The sequence below is a fragment of the Aeromonas sp. 6P genome, assembly GCF_051919525.1.
Taxonomy (GTDB): Bacteria; Pseudomonadota; Gammaproteobacteria; order Enterobacterales; family Aeromonadaceae; genus Aeromonas; species Aeromonas veronii.
This window is the reverse complement of record NZ_JBQBEO010000002.1, coordinates 4,012,501-4,030,865: the sequence shown is the minus strand read 5'-3', so window position 1 is coordinate 4,030,865 and position 18,365 is coordinate 4,012,501. Positions and strand designations below refer to the sequence as shown.

The 18,365-nt window shown below is 54.6% G+C and carries 13 protein-coding genes and 1 pseudogene (1 of these 14 running past the window's edge); 7 read left to right on the top strand and 7 right to left on the bottom strand.

The genetic code is table 11. The annotated features are described in order from the left end of the window. Nucleotides 1–3: 3 nt before the first annotated feature. From ACTG2J_RS18630 to ACTG2J_RS18620, 3 genes are all read right to left on the bottom strand, one after another. Nucleotides 4–1,572 carry a site-specific integrase gene (locus ACTG2J_RS18630; RefSeq protein WP_171269322.1) on the bottom strand — a complete coding sequence of 523 codons (1,569 nt, stop codon included), beginning with the start codon at nt 1,570–1,572 and terminating at the stop codon, nt 4–6. A gap of 290 nt (nt 1,573–1,862) precedes the next feature. Then, complete coding sequence (locus ACTG2J_RS18625; protein WP_439997778.1) at nt 1,863–2,891, bottom strand: hypothetical protein; 1,029 nt, start codon at nt 2,889–2,891, stop codon at nt 1,863–1,865. Nucleotides 2,892–3,055: 164 nt separating this feature from the next. Further along, on the bottom strand, nt 3,056–3,643 hold the full coding sequence (locus ACTG2J_RS18620; protein ID WP_005340181.1) for a single-stranded DNA-binding protein: 588 nt from the start codon (nt 3,641–3,643) through the stop codon (nt 3,056–3,058). Between the two features lie 359 nt (nt 3,644–4,002). Between ACTG2J_RS18620 and uvrA the strand changes: the two genes are divergently transcribed. Continuing rightward, entirely contained in the window at nt 4,003–6,831 is a 2,829-nt protein-coding gene (gene uvrA / locus ACTG2J_RS18615) for an excinuclease ABC subunit UvrA (protein WP_439997777.1), read from the top strand. 124 nt (nt 6,832–6,955) lie between these two features. Continuing rightward, complete coding sequence (locus ACTG2J_RS18610) at nt 6,956–8,629, top strand: sensor domain-containing diguanylate cyclase (protein ID WP_439989241.1); 1,674 nt, start codon at nt 6,956–6,958, stop codon at nt 8,627–8,629. Here the strand turns inward: ACTG2J_RS18610 and ACTG2J_RS18605 are convergent. Then, complete coding sequence (locus ACTG2J_RS18605) at nt 8,626–8,757, bottom strand: hypothetical protein (RefSeq protein ID WP_019445201.1); 132 nt, start codon at nt 8,755–8,757, stop codon at nt 8,626–8,628. The two genes, ACTG2J_RS18610 and ACTG2J_RS18605, sit on opposite strands and share 4 nt — an antisense overlap. Before the next feature lie 330 nt (nt 8,758–9,087). On the opposite strand from ACTG2J_RS18605, the gene ompW reads away from it, so the two are divergent. The 3 genes from ompW (at nt 9,088) to ACTG2J_RS18590 (ending at nt 13,406) form a co-directional block, all read left to right on the top strand. Next, nucleotides 9,088–9,702, top strand: a complete 615-nt coding sequence (gene ompW / locus ACTG2J_RS18600; RefSeq protein WP_005354990.1) for an outer membrane protein OmpW — start codon at nt 9,088–9,090, stop codon at nt 9,700–9,702. A 222-nt stretch (nt 9,703–9,924) separates the two neighbouring features. After that, on the top strand, nt 9,925–11,904 hold the full coding sequence (locus ACTG2J_RS18595; protein ID WP_439989242.1) for a HAMP domain-containing methyl-accepting chemotaxis protein: 1,980 nt from the start codon (nt 9,925–9,927) through the stop codon (nt 11,902–11,904). An 8-nt stretch (nt 11,905–11,912) separates the two neighbouring features. Continuing rightward, on the top strand, nt 11,913–13,406 hold the full coding sequence (locus tag ACTG2J_RS18590; protein WP_439997776.1) for an extracellular solute-binding protein: 1,494 nt from the start codon (nt 11,913–11,915) through the stop codon (nt 13,404–13,406). Nucleotides 13,407–13,479: 73 nt separating this feature from the next. Here the strand turns inward: ACTG2J_RS18590 and ACTG2J_RS18585 are convergent, their stop codons facing one another. Then, nucleotides 13,480–14,280: a GNAT family N-acetyltransferase gene (locus ACTG2J_RS18585; protein WP_047440169.1), complete on the bottom strand. Its 801-nt coding sequence runs from the start codon at nt 14,278–14,280 to the stop codon at nt 13,480–13,482. Nucleotides 14,281–14,609: 329 nt separating this feature from the next. Here ACTG2J_RS18585 and metF point away from each other — a divergent pair, with 329 nt between their 5' ends. After that, nucleotides 14,610–15,500: a methylenetetrahydrofolate reductase gene (gene metF, locus ACTG2J_RS18580; protein WP_047440167.1), complete on the top strand. Its 891-nt coding sequence runs from the start codon at nt 14,610–14,612 to the stop codon at nt 15,498–15,500. 69 nt (nt 15,501–15,569) lie between these two features. On the opposite strand, the gene ACTG2J_RS18575 is transcribed toward metF, so the two are convergent. Both ACTG2J_RS18575 and ACTG2J_RS18570 read right to left on the bottom strand, forming a co-directional pair. Next, on the bottom strand, nt 15,570–16,634 hold the full coding sequence (locus ACTG2J_RS18575) for a DUF3103 family protein (protein ID WP_103251915.1): 1,065 nt from the start codon (nt 16,632–16,634) through the stop codon (nt 15,570–15,572). 122 nt (nt 16,635–16,756) lie between these two features. Further along, nucleotides 16,757–17,932: a benzoate/H(+) symporter BenE family transporter gene (locus tag ACTG2J_RS18570; protein WP_113740595.1), complete on the bottom strand. Its 1,176-nt coding sequence runs from the start codon at nt 17,930–17,932 to the stop codon at nt 16,757–16,759. 119 nt (nt 17,933–18,051) lie between these two features. Here ACTG2J_RS18570 and ACTG2J_RS18565 point away from each other — a divergent pair. Continuing rightward, a pseudogene (locus ACTG2J_RS18565) lies at nt 18,052–18,365 on the top strand (helix-turn-helix domain-containing protein) (it continues 255 nt past the right edge of the window).

Below are 18,365 nucleotides of genomic sequence, written 5' to 3'. Positions count from 1 at the left end.
TCCTCATGCTCGTTGTTGTTTCAGTTCAAAGCATTTCTGCACAACCCATTCAACTGCTAAAATTAGCCTATCTTTTGTTGCCGCGTACTCTTCACTTTTTGTCGTTTTCAACCTTACCTCTTTCTCTGCATATAGATGGGATAAGAATTTCTCGTGAGGAGCATCTAATAATGGTCTAAATTTTTCACAAGTGTAACAACTTTCATACCCCTTAACGCAAAAGTCATTGGTGCCGCATGCTCCTACGATATCGTTATCCTTGTTTGGTATGCGAGCAGCAAGGTCATGTCCTCGCTCACCCTGCTCTAAGTCAACGATAATGCGACCTAGGAATGCATTAGCAAAGGGGGCCAGTTGTTTGCCAATGGCCTTGTCAATATAGGTCACGGTATCTGCGGTATTTTCCGTATAGACCTTAACGTTTTGTGTATCGTTGTGATCCAATGCCTCCGCTATGATCAACGGCCCCAAACCTTTTCGACCAAGGTTTGTTCCTCTTGTATGACGAAACCGCCTAGCCGTTATATGAATATAGTCCCCAGTTCTTTCAGAAATAGCTTTTTGTTTTCTTTGGAAATTTTTTAGCAGGTGTTCTCTTAGATCTGTTGATGACATATTTAAAATGTCAGTATCTAATAAATCATCAGTCAAAGATGTTTTTTTAACCGCTAACTCAAAAACCATTGCCCAATCAATAAATAATGGGATTTTTGTTGCTTGAGAAGCAGTCAGTTTTATTGAGAGTTTTGATTCAAACTTCTCTGTTTCATCTCTAATTAAATTACGCAACGTTAGATAGAGCTCTTCCGTAATGGGGAATTTTTTAAAAGAGAAACGAAACCCACCACCACGCTGCTTTGCTCTAGGTATATTGAGGTAAAAATTTGTCACATTCTTACTATGATCATGTTCTTTAAATAAATCAGCAGCCTTTATTTGTCGTAACTGTGTGGGGCGTCTAGCAGTAGCCTGCAATAAACTCACATATGCATAGCATTGAAATGAGATATAGTTATTCCTGAATAAGCGAATAAGTTCATGATTTAATGCAAGTACCTCATTGCTAGTAAAGGCACCTGTTTCAGGGCAACGATTAGCGACAGACACTCCTTTCTTGTTTCCTGATAGAGTTAGTATTTCGAGTGTTTTCACCATCTCTGTTGTTACACCATAATATCCATATTCATTCCAGCTAATAAGAAAACCACGGAGTGCACCTAAGTACCATTCATTGTTTTTATCAAGCATCGCTCGCCAATTGAGCAATACATCCTCATCTAGATTTTTGAATTTAGTGTCTCGCAATAGTCGTTGAAAGCGTAGATACATATTTGATGTATGGTGTGCTGATTGTTCTTCAGCATAGGTTGCTAGTGTTTTTTTAAATCCATCCAGCAGTTTTGGTTCCATAGATAAAACATCCGGCATGAATGCAATGCTGACATCTTTATTCAACATCCAGTATTCTGAGTGAAAGTCAAAGCTGTATCCATCTTTTGATACTAATTTTTTTGAGCTGAATGTTGATGGGAGATCGTCATTTTCTTCCTCAATGTAATCATATTTATTCATTCATATCCTCTATTTTTTTGAGATTCAATAATTAGTCTCTGTAATTCTTCTTGCTCTTCAAGCACTAGCTTGTTTGTCTTATTGCGAATATGGCGTTCAACATATGGTTTGGCAGAGCTCTCTGATGTGTGCCCCATTTGATACATTCGGCTTTTTGCTTCTTCACTAGATGAAATAAAATTACGGTTACTGTTTGGGTCTTTAGATAGATCATTGTTTTTGTCAATTATTTCGGAGAACCACTGGTTCCAGTTATGCCTAAAATAATGTGGGTGGATCGATTTGAACCGCTAATCCACAGATTTCATTGTTGGCACGATGATACTGTCAAATGTGCTGGTCGATATTGGCTGTCCTTGAGTTTTCCCCTTCCTATGTGTAACAAACAAGTATGGATGCTTGTTCGCGTTCGGAGTCTTTGCCCGTATGTTTATGATGTAGTCATCAATGAGTGCCGCAGTTTCATCTCTAATTCGCAACATTCTTTCTTTCGTCTTTGCTACAGGCTGATTTTTGCGAGGATCATATATGTCATCATGGTGGCGTTTTACCCATATGAATTTTTGGGGGCCGTGAAGCATTAGAAAGTTCGATTCAATAGATAGTGAGAGTAACTCACCTCTTCGTATGCCTAGTTCTTTTAAAAGTAAAAACATAAGATGATTTCGCTTTTTTGTCGAAGCGTGTTTGAACGGATTTTTTGGGTGGTCAAATTGTGCCACAGCCATAAATTCCTCAATTAATCCATCTGGCAAGTCTTTACCATCTAGTTTATCTAAAACATTCTTACCTTTGCCTTTAGGGCGAACAGCAAGTATGCGCTTATTCATACTGTTAATTTCTGTGAGCAGTTTAGTGCTATTACAGTTCTGTACAGCTACTCTAGCAATGAAATCTAAATAACTTGCAATAGCTGTCACACGATTGTAAATGTTATTACGTCCCACTGTGGGGGTGACACTGATTAGTCTTGGGGTGTTAAATAAATCAATGACCTTATCTCTGGTTTTTTTGCTTTTAGCTAAGCCTTTGAAATGAGAAATATCATGACTGAGATGTTCTCTGATGTTGTCAATGTCAGTGTCGCTAAGAAACTTACCTTTCTGAAACTCAGAGAACAGGTCTCTGTGTTTATTTTCTTCCCATTGAAGAAACCACTTTAATGCACCTAGGCGATTTGAAATGGTATTCACCGACAAGCTGCTACGAAGTTTTGTTGTCACCCAGAGGGTTGCAAGAAAATGAGGCATACCATCATTGCCCATTAAGACTGGATAACGTTCACCATTTGCAAAAATCAATCTATCTAGCTTGTACACTGTGCATCCTAATCTTACATTTTCCTCATACATAAAGTTATAGTGCTGAAAATCGCGATGGCAAGTGAAATGCAAAAATAAAAAAACCCAGCATTTCTGCTGGGTTGCTTTGCACTCAAGATGGTGAAAGTGATTTATTCTTACACTTTCATCTTTTACAAGATCTAGAACGGGATATCGTCGTCGAAATCCATCGGCGGCTCGTTATATACCGGCGGCGCAGATTGCGGCTGCTGGGCAGGACGGCCATAACCGCCTTGCGGCTGCATGTTCTGCTGCGGAGCCGGTGCCGGGCGCTGCTGATTCATCGGCTGCTGGGCAGGCATGCTCTGCTGCGGCTGACCCCAGTTACCCTGGGATTGGCCACCCATGTTCTGGCCCATGCCCTGACCGCCTTGCGGACGGCCACCCAGCATCTGCATCACGCCAGTGAAGCTGTCGACCAGCACTTCAGTGGTGTAGCGCTCCTGGCCGCTCTGATCCTGCCATTTGCGGGTCTGCAGTTTGCCTTCCACATAGACCTGGGAGCCCTTCTTCAGGTACTCGCCAGCCACTTCGGCCAGCTTGCCCATGAAGACAACGCGGTGCCATTCGGTACGCTCTTTCTGCTCACCGGTCTGCTTGTCGCGCCAGGTTTCGGAGGTAGCCAGAGTAATGTTGGTCACAGCACCGCCACTCGGCATGTAGCGTACTTCCGGGTCTTGCCCGAGGTTACCGATCAGAATGACTTTATTGATGCCTCGACTGGCCATAATCTCTCTTCCACCTTTATATTCCGGTCAGGCAAGGCCTGGACCCACTAAATAAGTTACCGCGCTTTTTTCATGACCATGTCGTTATCATATTGAACAGCATGGTTTTTCTATAACTGTTACAGCAATCAGATTGTTATCTGATCCAAGTTTAGCTGCCAATAGTAACAGCTGATCACTCTGCGGGCGAGCGCTTGCTGGTGTGGAGTGGGGGCAAACGCATCGTCTTGGTCAGGGTGTGGCGAAGGGGCTATCCATCGTAAAAAAGGATAACTGCGATAGATAATGCCTGTCTATTCATCCAGTAGTCTCTATGCCATACTGACTCGCTCAGGTTTCTGTATCGAGCGTGCAACAAGATGGAAAAGATCGTGGTCCGGGGTGCTCGCACCCACAACCTCAAGAACATCAATCTGACCCTGCCCCGCGACAAGCTGATCGTGGTCACCGGCCTCTCCGGTTCGGGCAAATCCTCTCTGGCGTTCGATACCCTCTATGCCGAGGGGCAGCGCCGCTATGTGGAGTCCCTCTCCGCCTATGCCCGCCAGTTCCTCTCCCTGATGGAGAAGCCGGACGTCGACCATATCGAGGGGCTCTCGCCCGCCATCTCCATCGAACAGAAGTCCACCTCCCACAACCCGCGCTCGACCGTCGGTACCATCACCGAGATCTACGACTACCTGCGTCTGCTGTTTGCCCGGGTCGGTGAGCCGCGCTGCCCGACTCACGCCATTCCGCTCGCCGCCCAGACCATCAGCCAGATGGTGGATCAGGTGCTGGCTCAACCGGAGGGGAGCAAGCTGATGCTGCTGGCCCCGGTGGTGCGCGATCGCAAGGGGGAGCACACCAAGCTGCTGGAGAACCTGGCGGCCCAGGGCTACATCCGTGCCCGTATCGACGGCGAGGTGTGCGATCTCTCCGATCCTCCTACTCTGGAACTGCACAAGAAGCACACCATCGAGGTGGTGGTGGATCGCTTCAAGGTGCGCGAGGACCTTGCTTTGCGTTTGGCCGAGTCATTCGAGACGGCGCTGACCCTCTCTGGCGGCATCGTACTGGTGGTGCCGATGGACGGGGAGGAGGGGGTCGCCCCCATGACCTTCTCCGCCAACTTCGCCTGCCCGGAGTGCGGCTACTCCATGTCGGAGCTGGAACCGCGCATCTTCTCTTTCAACAACCCGGCCGGAGCCTGCCCGACTTGTGACGGACTTGGGGTGCAGCAGTACTTCGACCCGGCCAAGGTGATCAGCGATCCGGCCATCAGTCTGGCCAACGGCGCCATCCGAGGTTGGGACAAGCGCAGCTTCTACTACTTCCAGATGCTCAAATCCCTCTCCGAGCACTACAAGTTCGATCTGGAGACGCCGTGGGAGGATCTGCCGGTCAAGACCCAGGAGGTGATCCTGCGTGGCTCCGGTCGCACCGAGATCGAGTTCCGTTACATGAACGATCGCGGCGATGTGGTAGTGCGCAAGCACCCGTTCGAGGGGATCCTGCACAACATGGAGCGACGCTACCGGGAAACCGAGTCCAACTCGGTGCGCGAAGAGCTCTCCAAGTACATCGCCAACAAATCCTGTACCAGCTGCGGTGGCAGCCGACTGCGGGAGGAGGCGCGCCACGTGTTCGTCGACAACCGCAATCTGCCGGCCATTGCCGAGCAGTCCATCGGCGATGCACTGGCCTTCTTCGAGGGGCTTAACCTCACCGGCCAGCGCGCCCAGATTGCCGAGAAGATATTGAAAGAGATCGTCGAGCGGCTCGGCTTCCTGGTGAACGTCGGTCTCAACTACCTGAGCCTGTCGCGCAGCGCCGAGACCCTCTCAGGCGGCGAAGCGCAGCGCATCCGACTGGCCAGCCAGATCGGGGCCGGGCTGGTGGGCGTCATGTACGTACTGGACGAGCCCTCCATCGGTCTGCATCAGCGCGACAACGAGCGGTTGCTCAAGACCCTCACCCATCTGCGCGATCTCGGCAACACGGTGATCGTGGTGGAGCACGACGAGGATGCCATTCGCCTCGCCGACCATGTGCTGGATATCGGCCCGGGGGCGGGTGTACACGGTGGCGAGATTGTTGCGCAGGGCACCCCCCAGCAGATTATCGACAATCCGGAGTCGCTGACCGGTGACTACCTCTCCGGTCGCAAGCAGATCGCCATTCCGGCCGAGCGCACGCCGCTCACCGGCAAGTGGTTGAAACTCAAGGGGGCAAGCGGCAACAACTTGCGCAACGTCAATCTTGATCTGCCCATCGGGGTGATGACCTGCGTCACTGGCGTCTCCGGCTCCGGCAAGTCGACCCTGATCAACGACACCCTGTTCCGCATCGCTCATCGCGAGCTCAACAAGGCCACCGAGTCCACCCCGGCACCCTATCGCAGCGTCGAGGGGCTGGAGCATCTGGACAAGGTAGTGGACATCGACCAGAGCCCCATCGGCCGCACCCCGCGCTCCAACCCGGCGACTTACACCGGCCTGTTCACCCCGATCCGCGAGCTGCTCTCCGGCACTCAGGAGGCGCGCTCGCGCGGCTACCAGCCGGGCCGCTTCTCCTTCAACGTGAAGGGAGGGCGCTGCGAGGCGTGCCAGGGGGATGGGGTCATCAAGGTGGAGATGCACTTCCTGCCGGATGTCTACGTGCCGTGTGACGTCTGCAAGGGCAAGCGCTACAACCGCGAGACCCTGGAGGTGAAATACAAGGGCAAGAACATCCACGAGATCCTCGAGATGACGGTGGAGGACGCCCGCGAGTTCTTCGATCCGGTGCCGGCGGTGGCGCGCAAGCTGCAAACTCTGATGGATGTGGGCCTCTCCTATATCCGGCTTGGCCAGTCGGCCACTACCCTCTCGGGCGGCGAGGCGCAGCGGGTCAAGCTGGCGCGCGAGCTCTCCAAGCGGGATACCGGTCAGACCCTCTACATACTGGACGAGCCGACCACCGGGTTGCACTTCCACGATATCCAGCAATTGCTCAAGGTGCTGCACCAGCTGCGGGATCGCGGCAACACCATCGTCATCATCGAGCACAATCTGGATGTGGTAAAAACTGCCGACTGGATCGTCGATCTGGGGCCGGAGGGGGGGGCCGGTGGTGGCCGTATTCTGGTGACGGGGACGCCGGAGGAGATTTGCAATAATGGCGAGTCTCACACGGCGCGTTTTTTGCGCCCGCTATTGACGCGATAAGTCGTTATAATCGAAGGGGCCTTTGGCCCCTTTTTTACTATGAATATCGGACATATGAAGGGGCAGCTCGTGTGAGGTGGGTTGGCTGGGTATCACGACATCATGGTAATGGATATATCAGGTTATGGCTCAGGCTCCGCGTACGATTGATCATCAGTTGGCTTACTCCATGCTCCCTATCTGGTTGGGCGCTATTTTGCTGTTATTGATCCTGTTAGCGTGGGCCCAGATCCCTGCTGCCACCCGGATTGAAGAGCAGCGCATGAAGGAGCACTTGCTGCGAATGAGCAGTGCGGTGCAGTCCGATGTGGCAGCACTGGATGCTTTCAGTCGGGATTGGGGCATTTGGGATGACAGCCATCGTTTTATGATCGGCAGAAGCCGGGAATATATTGATTCCAACCTGCTCAATGATATGCCGATGCGGGACTTTCGCCTCAATCTGATGAGTTTCATGGATCTCACCGGCTACGAGATCTGGACCCGGACCCTGCTACCCGATGCGCCCGGCATCAATCATGATCAGTTTCCCTATTTCCTTGATGATCTGAAAAAGCAGTTGAGAGCGCAATCTGTGGCGCAAGGAGGTATCAACTTGCACGGCATTAGCGCCTCCCAATGGGGACCGCTGATGTACTCGTGGCAGCCGATCAGAGACAGTGACAACTCCGCCCCCTTCAACGGCTTCTTGCTGGTGGTGCGCTGGCTTGATGAAGAGTATCTCCAGCAGCTCTCTGAGCGTACCGCGTTGCCACTGGCGATCTCAGACACCAATCTGAATATCGCAGCCACATTCAAACCGCTGAAACCGCAAGTGACCTACCGCCTGATTGACCTGGGGCTGGATCGGCTGAGGGGGGAGGTACGTCTGCTTAACAGTGATAACCAGCCGGTGCTGACTCTGGTGATTGAGGAGGAGAGAAAGATCTTGAGTGGCGTCATGGAGGGGGCGCTCTGGACCTTTATCGGCATGCTGTTTATCAGTTTTATCTGCGTCATGATCGCCATGTATCGGCTCAATAGCATTGTGCTTACCCCGTTGCAGCAGCTGGTGTCGGCGCTGCAACGCTTTGGCGATCGGCCAGATGCCACCTTGATCCCCTATATCGACAGCAGCGCCGAGATGGCGACCCTGAGCGGCAAGTTCAAGGAGATGGCCAGCAAGGTCAGTCAGCAACACGATGATTTGTTGGAAAAATCCAGCCAGATGGAGATGGCTGCATTCACCGACCCCTTGACCCGTTGTTTCAATCGTCGCTATCTCGATGGCTGGTTGCAGGCCAACCGGGCCAAACCTTGTCTGTTATTGCTGCTGGATCTGGATCATTTCAAGCGGATCAATGACCGCCTTGGCCATGACATCGGGGATCTGGTGCTGAAACAGTTGGCGGATCTGCTGCGCAAGGTGGTGACAGGAGAGCGCGAGCCTATCATCCGGCTGGGCGGGGAGGAGTTCTTGTTGCTGCTACAAGTGGATGACGAGCAAGAGTTGGCGCTGCGGGTCGAATATCTGCGCCAGCGTGTCGCTCAGCACCGCTTTGGCAAAGAGGATGCGCCACTCTGGTTGACGGTGTCGCTGGGGTTCTGCCGCTATCCGTTGCACCCGGAGTACCCAGATTCATTCTGGAGTCATAGCTTCAAACTGGCGGACATGGCGCTGTATCAGGCCAAAGTCGGTGGGCGAAATCGGTGGTTTGGCTACGCTGGTAGCCTCTCTGCGGAGGGAATGGGCCAGACTCCGGAACAGCTTGCCGAAGGGGGGCATATCACCCTGCTGCACTCTGTCAATCCGGATTAACCCTGCCGTACCAATACCAGATAGGCCAGGGCGACAATAAAACCGAGCAGGATAAAGAGAAAGGATCCGATTCCCCACACGGCCGCGAGAAAGGCCCCCACCTTTTGCCATTTCGACTCATTTTTCATAAATAAACCATTACTTCCCAGTAACTTGCATGGCGCAAAAAATACGCTGATTTGCCCATATTAACAACAATTAATAGCCGCGCTGCCGCGCAATAAGATGTGGTTTGCTTGATCCTTTTGGCGCTGGATGCGGGTAGTTACAACCTGTCGAAACAGGCATTTCAGCTTGTTGTCTGGGGGCTCAACGAGATTGGGATGGCGCGCAAAGATGTCACACCAATCGATTTATTTCTGTGCAACCTTTGCTCCAAGTCAATAACTTTGCATTTACAAGGGCATATAGTCAGCGGGCTTACAGCATCAAATGAAAACAAAAAAAGGGATTACGTGATGAAAAAATTACTTCCTCTGATGATTGCCGCTGCAGTGACCTCTCCTTTCGCCATGGCCCATCAGGCTGGCGATATTCTGGTTCGTGGCGGTTTGGCCATCGTTTCTCCTCAGGAGAGCAGTGACAACGTATTGGGTACCGGTGAATTTGAGATTAACAGTAATCAACAGCTTGGCCTGACCCTCGGTTATATGATCACCGACAACTGGGGTGTTGAGTTGCTGGCTGCAACCCCATTCTCCCATAGAGTGAGTACTCGCGATCTTGGTGAGATTGCCAAGGTTAAACATCTGCCTCCAACATTGATGGCCCAGTACTATTTTGGCGATGCCCAGAGCAAGGTTCGCCCGTATGTTGGTGTGGGTGTGAACTACACCACCTTCTTTGATGAGAAGGGGGTGGGAGCACTTGATGGTGCCAATATCAGCCTTGACGACTCTTGGGGTCTGGCAGGTCAGGTCGGTATCGATATGGCGGTTACAGATCGCTGGTTTGTAAACGGTTCAGCCTGGATCATGGATATCGATACAGATGTTAAAGTTGATGGTGTTGGCACCTTCAAAACGCATATCGACCCGATGGCCTTTATGGTGGGTGTTGGCTACCGCTTCTAATGATTCTGACTGCGGTTCTGAACGGACCGCGGAAGATAGCAAAGTACGTCTCTTTCAGCCCGGCTTGTGCCGGGCTTTTTTCGTATGGCTGATTTTGTCTGGACTGTGATCCAACCCGATACAAATCAATTAAATACCTGCCGCTTTATTTCAGTTATTCGCCACCCCTGCCGATAGTGACTATGTTCACTTTACCTTCCCCCAATGAGTGAGGATGTCTCCATGGGCTTATCTATCGTGCAGCGGATCATCGCCGGATTTGTGTTGATGCTGCTGTTGCTGATCCTGCTTGGCGTGATCAGTACCTTTAAAATCAAGGGTATAAATGACGGCCTCTCTGCCGTATCTGACCGGGCAACCCCGCTGGTGGTGGCTGTCGCAGGTCTCAAGGGGGCACTGCAGGATAGTAACCGCTGGGTGCTTGTCTACCGCACCAGTGAAGATGCCGCCCAGTTGCCGCAGCTGGCCAATCAGTTCAAGGAGCAGCAGAACCGCTTCGTCCAGCTGAGTCAGGAGATGGGTAAATTTACCGATGTAGCGGATGCTCGTGCCCGCTTCCAGCAGGTCGAGAGTGCTACCACTCAATTTTATGGCTTGGCGGATCAGGTGTTGGCCCAGCATCGGCAGTGGGTCAGTGCACTGGAGCAGCGCCACAAGCTGGAGATGGAATTTATCCGCCTTGAGGATACCTACCAGTGGGCGGCGGATCTGCTGCTGCAACAGACCGCCAGCAAGCGCTCCATGCGCAACAAGGCGGAACTTATTACCTCAGGTATCGCCCGCGATCTGAAGAATATCCGCCGTGCCGATGCCAAAACCGACCTGAACGAGCTGGAAAAGGTACTCAGCAAGGACATCGAGATGGCCCGCAAGCGTCTGGAGCGGGTGCTGGTGCCCGATGATGTGAAAGCGCGGTTTGTCTCCAATCTGGATCGGATGCAGGAGCTGGCACTTGGCGCTCAGGGCTTGCTGGCAACCATGCGTCAGGCTCAGCAACTGGCGCTGTCGCTGGCCACGCAAAATCAGCAGCTGGATGCCAGTCTGGTCAACAGCCTCAATTTGCTCGATGAGATGGGCAAGTCCGCCGGGGCCATTGCCAGCGACAGCCGGAGCAACGCCGATGCGGCGGTCAGCAGTGCCAGCTTCTGGATTCTGGTGGTTGCCGCGATGTCGGCCGCAGCCGCGCTGGTGATCGGCTATACCACTGCGCGCAGCATTCAGCGCCCGTTGCAGATGATCAACAAGGAGCTCGATTACATGGCGGCCGGTGACATGACCCGCCGCATCAACTACCGCAGCAGTTGCGAATTTGGCAGCCTCTCTCGCTCCATCGATACGCTGGCGGGCAAGACCGGTGAACTACTCTCTCAAATCAATGCGGGCTCTCGCCATCTGGTGGATGAGGCGAGCCGCGCCGCCGAGATCAGCGAACGGGCCATGTCCCGGGTACAGGAGCAGAAGAGCCAGACCGATCAGGTGGCCGCCGCCATTACCGAGCTGGAAGTGAGCGCCACCGAGGTGGCCCGCTCTACCGATGGCACCAAGCGCGAAGTGGATCTGGCCGATGAAGAGGCTCGTAGTGGTCGCCAGAAAGTGGCCACCACTCGCCTGATCACCGAGCAGCTGGCTAGCGCCATGGAGGAGGCGGTCGGCATCACCTACAAGCTGGGCGAATTCAGCAACAACATCGGCAGCATTCTCGATGTGATCCGCAGCATCGCCGAGCAGACCAACCTGCTGGCCTTGAACGCCGCCATCGAAGCGGCCCGTGCTGGCGATGCAGGTCGCGGTTTTGCGGTGGTGGCCGATGAGGTGCGGGCACTGGCCAATCGCACCCAGACTTCGACCGAAGAGATCCAGGGGATGATTGAGAACCTGCAAAGCTCCAGCAAGCATGTGGTTGAAGTGATGGGGCGTAGCCAGGAGCAGACCCAGAGCTGTGTCGAGCAGACTCGCGAGATGGATGTGGCGCTGCAATCCATTGCCGATCGGATGGGGGCCATCAAATCGATGGCTGATCAGGTGGCCCATGCCGCTCAGGAGCAGATCTCCGTCAGTCAGGGGGTCGCTCGTCATATCGCCGGTATTGCCGATGTGGCATACGAGACAGAGCGGGAGGCGCGGGAATCCGCCAGCAGCAGCGAAGTGCTGGCCGACCTGGTCGCCAAACAGCAGCAATTGATCGCACATTTCAAGGTCTAGGAGGGCTTATGTCTAAAAAGTGGATTGGAGCCCTGAGTCTCCTGTTGTGTGGCCAGCTGATGGCCAGCGAGCTGGTGATTGAAAGCTGGCGAACCGATGACAAGGCGTTGTGGGAGCAGAAAATCATCCCGGCGTTTGAAGCGGCGCATCCCGGCATCAAGGTGAGTTTTCATCCGGTGCAGAACGTCAACTACATGCCCACTCTGTGGGAGAGCCTGAAAGGCGGTAAGGCGGGGGATCTCATTACCTGTCGCCCGTTTGATGACTCGCTCGCCCTGTTCAAGGCGGGCCATCTGGCCGAGCTGACCGAAATGGCAGGGATGGAGAACTTCCCGAGTTTTGCCCAGTCACCTTGGCAGACGGACTCCGGTGCCCAGACTTTCTGCGTGCCCATGGCCTCGGTGATCCATGGCTTCTTCTATAACAAGAAGATTTTCAGTGAGTTGGGGCTCACCTTACCGCAAACCCGCGATCAGTTCTTTGCCGTGCTGGACAAGATCAAGGCCGACGCGCGCTATGTGCCGCTGGCCATGAGCGGTTCCGAGAGCTGGGTTGCCTCCGAACTGGGGTTCCAGAATATTGGTCCCAATTACTGGAAAGGGGAAGATGGTCGTCTGGCGTTGATTGGCGGGCAGGAGCGGTTGGACAACCCCCAATATGTGAAGGTGTTCGACGAGCTGGCCCGCTGGCGTTCCTACCTCGGTGAGGGTGGCGAGAGCCGTGATTATGCGACCAGCAACGAGCTGTTCACTTCGGGCAAGGCCGCCTTCTACGTGGCGGGCTCCTGGGAGATTGCTCCCTTCACCGGCAAGGTCGATTTTGGCGTCATGCGCCCGCCGGTGGCCAAACAGGATGATGGCTGTTTCTTTACCGATCACACCGATATCGGTATGGGGATGAACCCGGCCAGCAAGAATAAAGAGGGGGCAATGGCTTTTCTGCAGTGGCTGACGACGCCGCAATTTGCCGAGCTCTATACCAACTCGCTGCCGGGATTCTTCTCCCTCTCCAACCACTTCTTCGATGTCACCAATCCGGCGGCCAAAGAGATGATGGAGTGGCGCGATCAGTGTGACTCGACCATTCGGGTGGCGACACAGATCCTCTCCCGTGGTACGCCCAAGTTGGGGGATGAACTGGCAGAGGTGAGTCAGGCTGTGCTGCTTGGCAAGATGGAGCCCAAAGCTGCCGCTGATCGACTGGAAAGTGGCTTGAAGGGCTGGTATGCCCCTCATCAGGGCAACAAGGCCAAGAGCGCGGATTGTCAGTGTGATGCTGTTGCCCCTGCTCCTGCTCCTGCTCCTGCTCCTGCTTCGGCTTCAGCGCCAGCGACTGAGGTGTCCGCAGCCCCCGCGACCAGTGAAACATCGGCCGTGGTGGCACCAGCTGTGACTTCCGCAGAACCCGCATCAGCGGTTGCGGCCCCATTACCGGCGCAATCGGATGAGGTAGAGCAGGCGCTCTCCAACGAGTTGGAAGCGCCACAGCAGCCACAGCAATAGGTCATCGGCATCAATAAGAGCGGGAGGCATCAGCCTCCCGTTTTTTTATGGCTCGCGGCCAGCATGTATCGCTTTATTGTGCTTCGTGGGGCCAGCGGCAGAGGCTGCCGATCCGGGCTACCGGGGCAAACCCCAGAGAGCGGTAAATGCGCTGGGCATGGTAGTGCTCGTCGGCCACTATGATCAGCTGTTTGGCACGGGACAATCCTGCGCGAGCCACTTGACTCAGCAGCTGGCGGCATAACCCCTGGTTGCGCCACACATGGTGCGTGCGTACCAACTGGAAGCGCCCAAGTGTGCCGCAAAAGAAGAGGCCGCAGCTGGCGACCAGCTGCCCCTCTTGCCAGATCCCCCACCAGTCCCCGAGACCATCGGCAATCATGGCCTGATAGAGCGCCTGGCGGGATCGCAGATAGGGAAGATAGCTCTGTTCCGAGTGTCCCTCATCCCGTTCATGGAGTTCGAAGTCGAGCCACTCAGGCCAATCAGCAGTGGTGAAGGTACGTGCCTCAACCTTGTTCATGTCGCCGTGCGGGGGTGGGCAACTCTGTTCATCCAGCGCCAGCACCACGCACTCCATATATTGGTATCCCGTTGCGACAAAACCGGCGATCCGGCTGTTTTGTCCGGCGGCCAGTGGCCATTGGAAGGTGCGGTGGCGCACTCGAGGATCTTGACCGATCAACTGATCGAATGCGGCTTCCAGCCAGCCTTTGTCGCGGTCGCTGGGCGGGGTGGGGAGCAGCAGGTAGTTGCCGAAGTAATAGTCGGGAGCATCCGGCGTGCGAACCGCCCAGAACTGATCGTGCTGAATAACCTCGCCCTGATAGCGATCGAACAGCAAGTCGGTGGCAAAGCCGGGGTGGGTATCCATGATGGTGCTCCTGCAAAGACTCATTCTGTTATCGGCAGGAGTGGGAAATAGATGAAAAGGGGCCGGAGAAACCTCCGGCCAAACAATCACACGCAGATTCAGAACGTCCAGGACGATCTGCCCCCATCATAACTCGACTGGGGCGATTTTGGGATGGGCACTTTTCGGTTACGTACCGTTAATTTTGTAAATATGAAGTTCGTCAGATCGGATGTGAGGTAAATCCCTGTTGACTTTGTGTCGTTTTGCTCATAAATATAAAGACGTTTAGACGTCCAAACATCCGTTTTGACGTAGGCAGATGGATTGCAGGACAGGGAGAAGAGCAGATGGGATTTCACAGTGCACGTCAGGTTGAGGCGCTCAACCAGAGCTTGGCAGATTTGAATGGCGATATATCGGTCAGTTTCGAGTTTTTTCCGCCCAACAGTGAAGGGATGGAGAATACCCTCTGGCAGTCCATCGAACGGCTGAAAGTGCTGGAACCCAAGTTCGTCTCCGTCACCTATGGCGCCAACTCCGGCACCCGTGATCGCACCCACAAGGTGATCAAGGACATCAAGGAGCGGACCGGCCTGATTGCGGCGCCTCACCTGACCTGTATCGATGCCAGCCGCGACGAATTGCGCACCATCGCCCGCGATTACTGGAACAGCGGCATTCGCCATATTGTGGCTTTGCGCGGTGATTTACCGCAGGGGTTGGAGAAGCCGGATATGTATGCCACCGATCTGGTTGCTCTGCTCAAGTCAGAGGCGGACTTCGATATCTCGGTTGCCGCCTATCCGGAAGGGCACCCGGAGGCCAAGAGTGCGCAATCCGACCTGCTCAACCTCAAGCGTAAGATTGATGCCGGTGCCAACCGCGCCATCACTCAGTTCTTCTTCGATGTGGAAACGTATTTGCGCTTTCGGGATCGCTGCGCCGCTATCGGTATCGATGCTGAAATCGTGCCGGGGATCCTGCCGGTCTCCAACTATCAGACCCTGGCCAAGTTTGCCGGTTTTACCAACGTGAAGATCCCGCGCTGGATGCATCAGCGTTTCGAGGGGCTGGATAACGATCAGATGACCCGCAATCTGGTGGGGGCGAGCATCGCCATCGATCAGGTGCGCGTGCTGAGTCAGGAAGGGGTGAAGGATTTCCACTTCTATACCCTGAACCGCTCCGAGCTGACTTATGCCATCTGCCATACTCTGGGGGTTCGTCCCAAGTGTTGACCGGTGGTCACCGCGATAAAAGCAAAAAGCCAATGAGTTGCTCATTGGCTTTTTCGTTATGGCCGATTATCAAGGTCTGGTCGGGGCGATCTCTTTTGGCTCAAGATCGATGACCGCATTACCGGCAGCCCCCGGATACTGGCGATAGACCTGATCCTGCTCCAGTGTGTAGAAGGTATCCAGATAGTCGTCGTTGTTGGTCATCCAGGAGTCGGGCAGCGCCTTGACGATGCGACCGCCGAGATCGAGGAAGGGCAGTGCTTCCGGCACGCCACCCGCGGTAAAGCCGAGTTTGAGGGCTTCAATCAGCAGGGCGCTCAGCTCCTTGTAGTTGACGTTGTCATCCTGCTCCATCATCACCACATCGACGGCACCCCAGCGATAGCGATCCCAGTAAACCAGGATCTGGTTGGGGGTGTAGTCTGTGTTGTCATAGTCGAGGTAGGGCATGTCGACAATATCGACTACTGGCTCATCCCGACTGGGATTAACCCCTGCGACCACCGCATACACTTCGGCCGCGCCGAGCAGCCAGGGCTCCTGATCATCCTTCAGTCTGATCTTTTTCAGGATACTGGTCTTGAGCGGCGCCGTGCTGGCCGCCACTCGCGGAGCGCTTTGCAGATCAGCATCGGCCAGCGCTTTGCGCATTACCTTCAAGCCTGCGTTTTTGGCTTTGACGGGATCGGCTTCGACTACCAGAACCGGCCGGGCCGGTGCCTTGTCCACATCCAGATAGACGGGATTGCCAGCGCTGTCGAACGCTTCAATGGCGCTCCAGCTCTTCTCATCCCCACTAGGAACATAGGCGACCAGCGGTTCGACCCCCTGTTGCAGTGCGGCGGCCTGATCGGTGTTGGCCAGTCGCAATTGCATCAGTTGCTTGACCTCGCCATCCAGTCCTTGCCGGCTGATGGCCGCCTGGTTGGCATCGCTCGCCTGCCGTTTAAGCCGTGGGCTGGCCTTCTGCAGCAGGTTGGGAAGCGGGCTCTGGTATTGCTGGTTGCTCAGCAGGGGCAGCAGGTTTTTCTGCTGAAGTGCGAGCTGGCGAGCCAGCTCTCGATCCGTATCGGCAGCCTGGACGCTCGCAGCACCCAGTATGGCCAGTAGTAACAAGACAGCCTGATTTTTCATTTTTATACTCCGTTGCATGGAACCTGACAGGGCACCATGTCCGGGAAGATTGGTGCCCTGGCACCACTAGAAGGAAATTAGTTTCACTTGTGAATCATTTTATCTGGATAGTGTGCAGAGGTTCACGGTTTGAGGTTCAATTGATTCCTTTGTCGATATAATTGGAACTGATAGATAGCCAGACCAATCAGCAGACCCCAGCAGGCTGCCGCGATGCCGAGCAGGCTGATCCCGGACGCGGTAATGATAAAGGTGAGCAGCGCAGCTTCTCGCGCTTCATCCTCTTGCAAGGCCGAGTGCAGGCTGCTGCCGATGGTGCCTAACAGGGCCAAACCAGCGACGCAGGTGACAAGGGTTGCCGGAAAGGCGCTAAACAGGGCCGCGACGGTTGCGCCGAAGCAGCCGGTCACAAGATAAAAGCAACCCGCCCAAACCGCAGCAGGCCAGCGGCGCTTGGTATCCGGGTCGACCTCTTTGCCCATGCAAATGGCGGCAGTGATGGCGGCCAGATTGAAGGCATAACCGCCAACAGGGGCGAGCAGCAGGCCAGTCAGGCCAGTCCAGTTGATCAGCGAGGAGGTAGAAGGCTGATAGCCGTGGGCCCGCAAGATGGCAATTCCCGGCATGTTTTGCGATGTCATGGTGACAATGAACAGCGGCAGCGCGATACCAAACAGAGCATCAAGGGAGAAGGCTGGCCATGTCCAGACCGGGCTGGCGAGTTGCCAGTGAAGGGTGCCCATTTGCAAATCCCCCCGCACGCTGCAGATCAGCATCCCCACTCCCAGTACTAGCACCATGGTATAGCGGGGCCAGAGATGACGACCCAGCAGGAAGGCCAGTAGCAGGGTGCCAAGCAGCAATGGATCTTGCGGGGCGACCTTGAACAGATCCAGCCCGAATTTGAGCAGCACGCCAGCCAGCATGGCGGCGGCCAGCGGAGCCGGGATATGTTTCATCAAACGGTCGAACCAGCCGCTGATGCCACACAGAGTGATCAGCAGGGAGGAGATCACAAAGGCGCCGATCGCTTCCGCCAGAGTGAAGTTGCCCAGCGTGGTGATCAGCAGTGCCGCGCCCGGTGTGGACCAGGCGGTTAGTATGGGTATGCGGTAATAGAGAGAGAGGCCGATGCAGCTCACCCCCATGCCGATCCCCAGCGTCCAGAGCCAGGAGGCAACTTGAGCTGTATCTGCACCTGCCGCTGTGGCGGCCTGGATGATCAGGATGACGGAGCTGGTGTAGCCGACCATCACGGCGATAAAGCCTGCGACCAGATGGGGGATGGCGAAGGGCATGACTCTTCCTCTTGGCGTTGTGACGCGCTGTGCGTTATTACGTACAATACAGCTTTGACTATATCGCTGTGCGTTATAGCGCACAAGACGCATCGTGCAAGAGTAATAAAGAGGCAGTTATGCAAGAGATGAGTCAGCATCTGGCTGCTCGACTGAAGGGGCTGCGCAGCGAGCGCGGCTGGAGCCTGGATGCCGCCGCGCGCGAAACGGGTGTCAGCAAGGCGATGCTGGGGCAGATTGAGCGGGGAGAGTCCAGCCCGACAGTGGCGACGCTGTGGAAGATCGCCACCGGTTTTCGAGTCTCATTTTCCAGTTTCATTGAGCCCACACCCGCCGCGCAGGCAGAGGTGCTCTATCGCACCGCCGATGCCATTCGCCAGCAGCCAGCGGGAGAGGGCATGCAAGGGCACCGCTCTTCCCTTATGAAAACCGG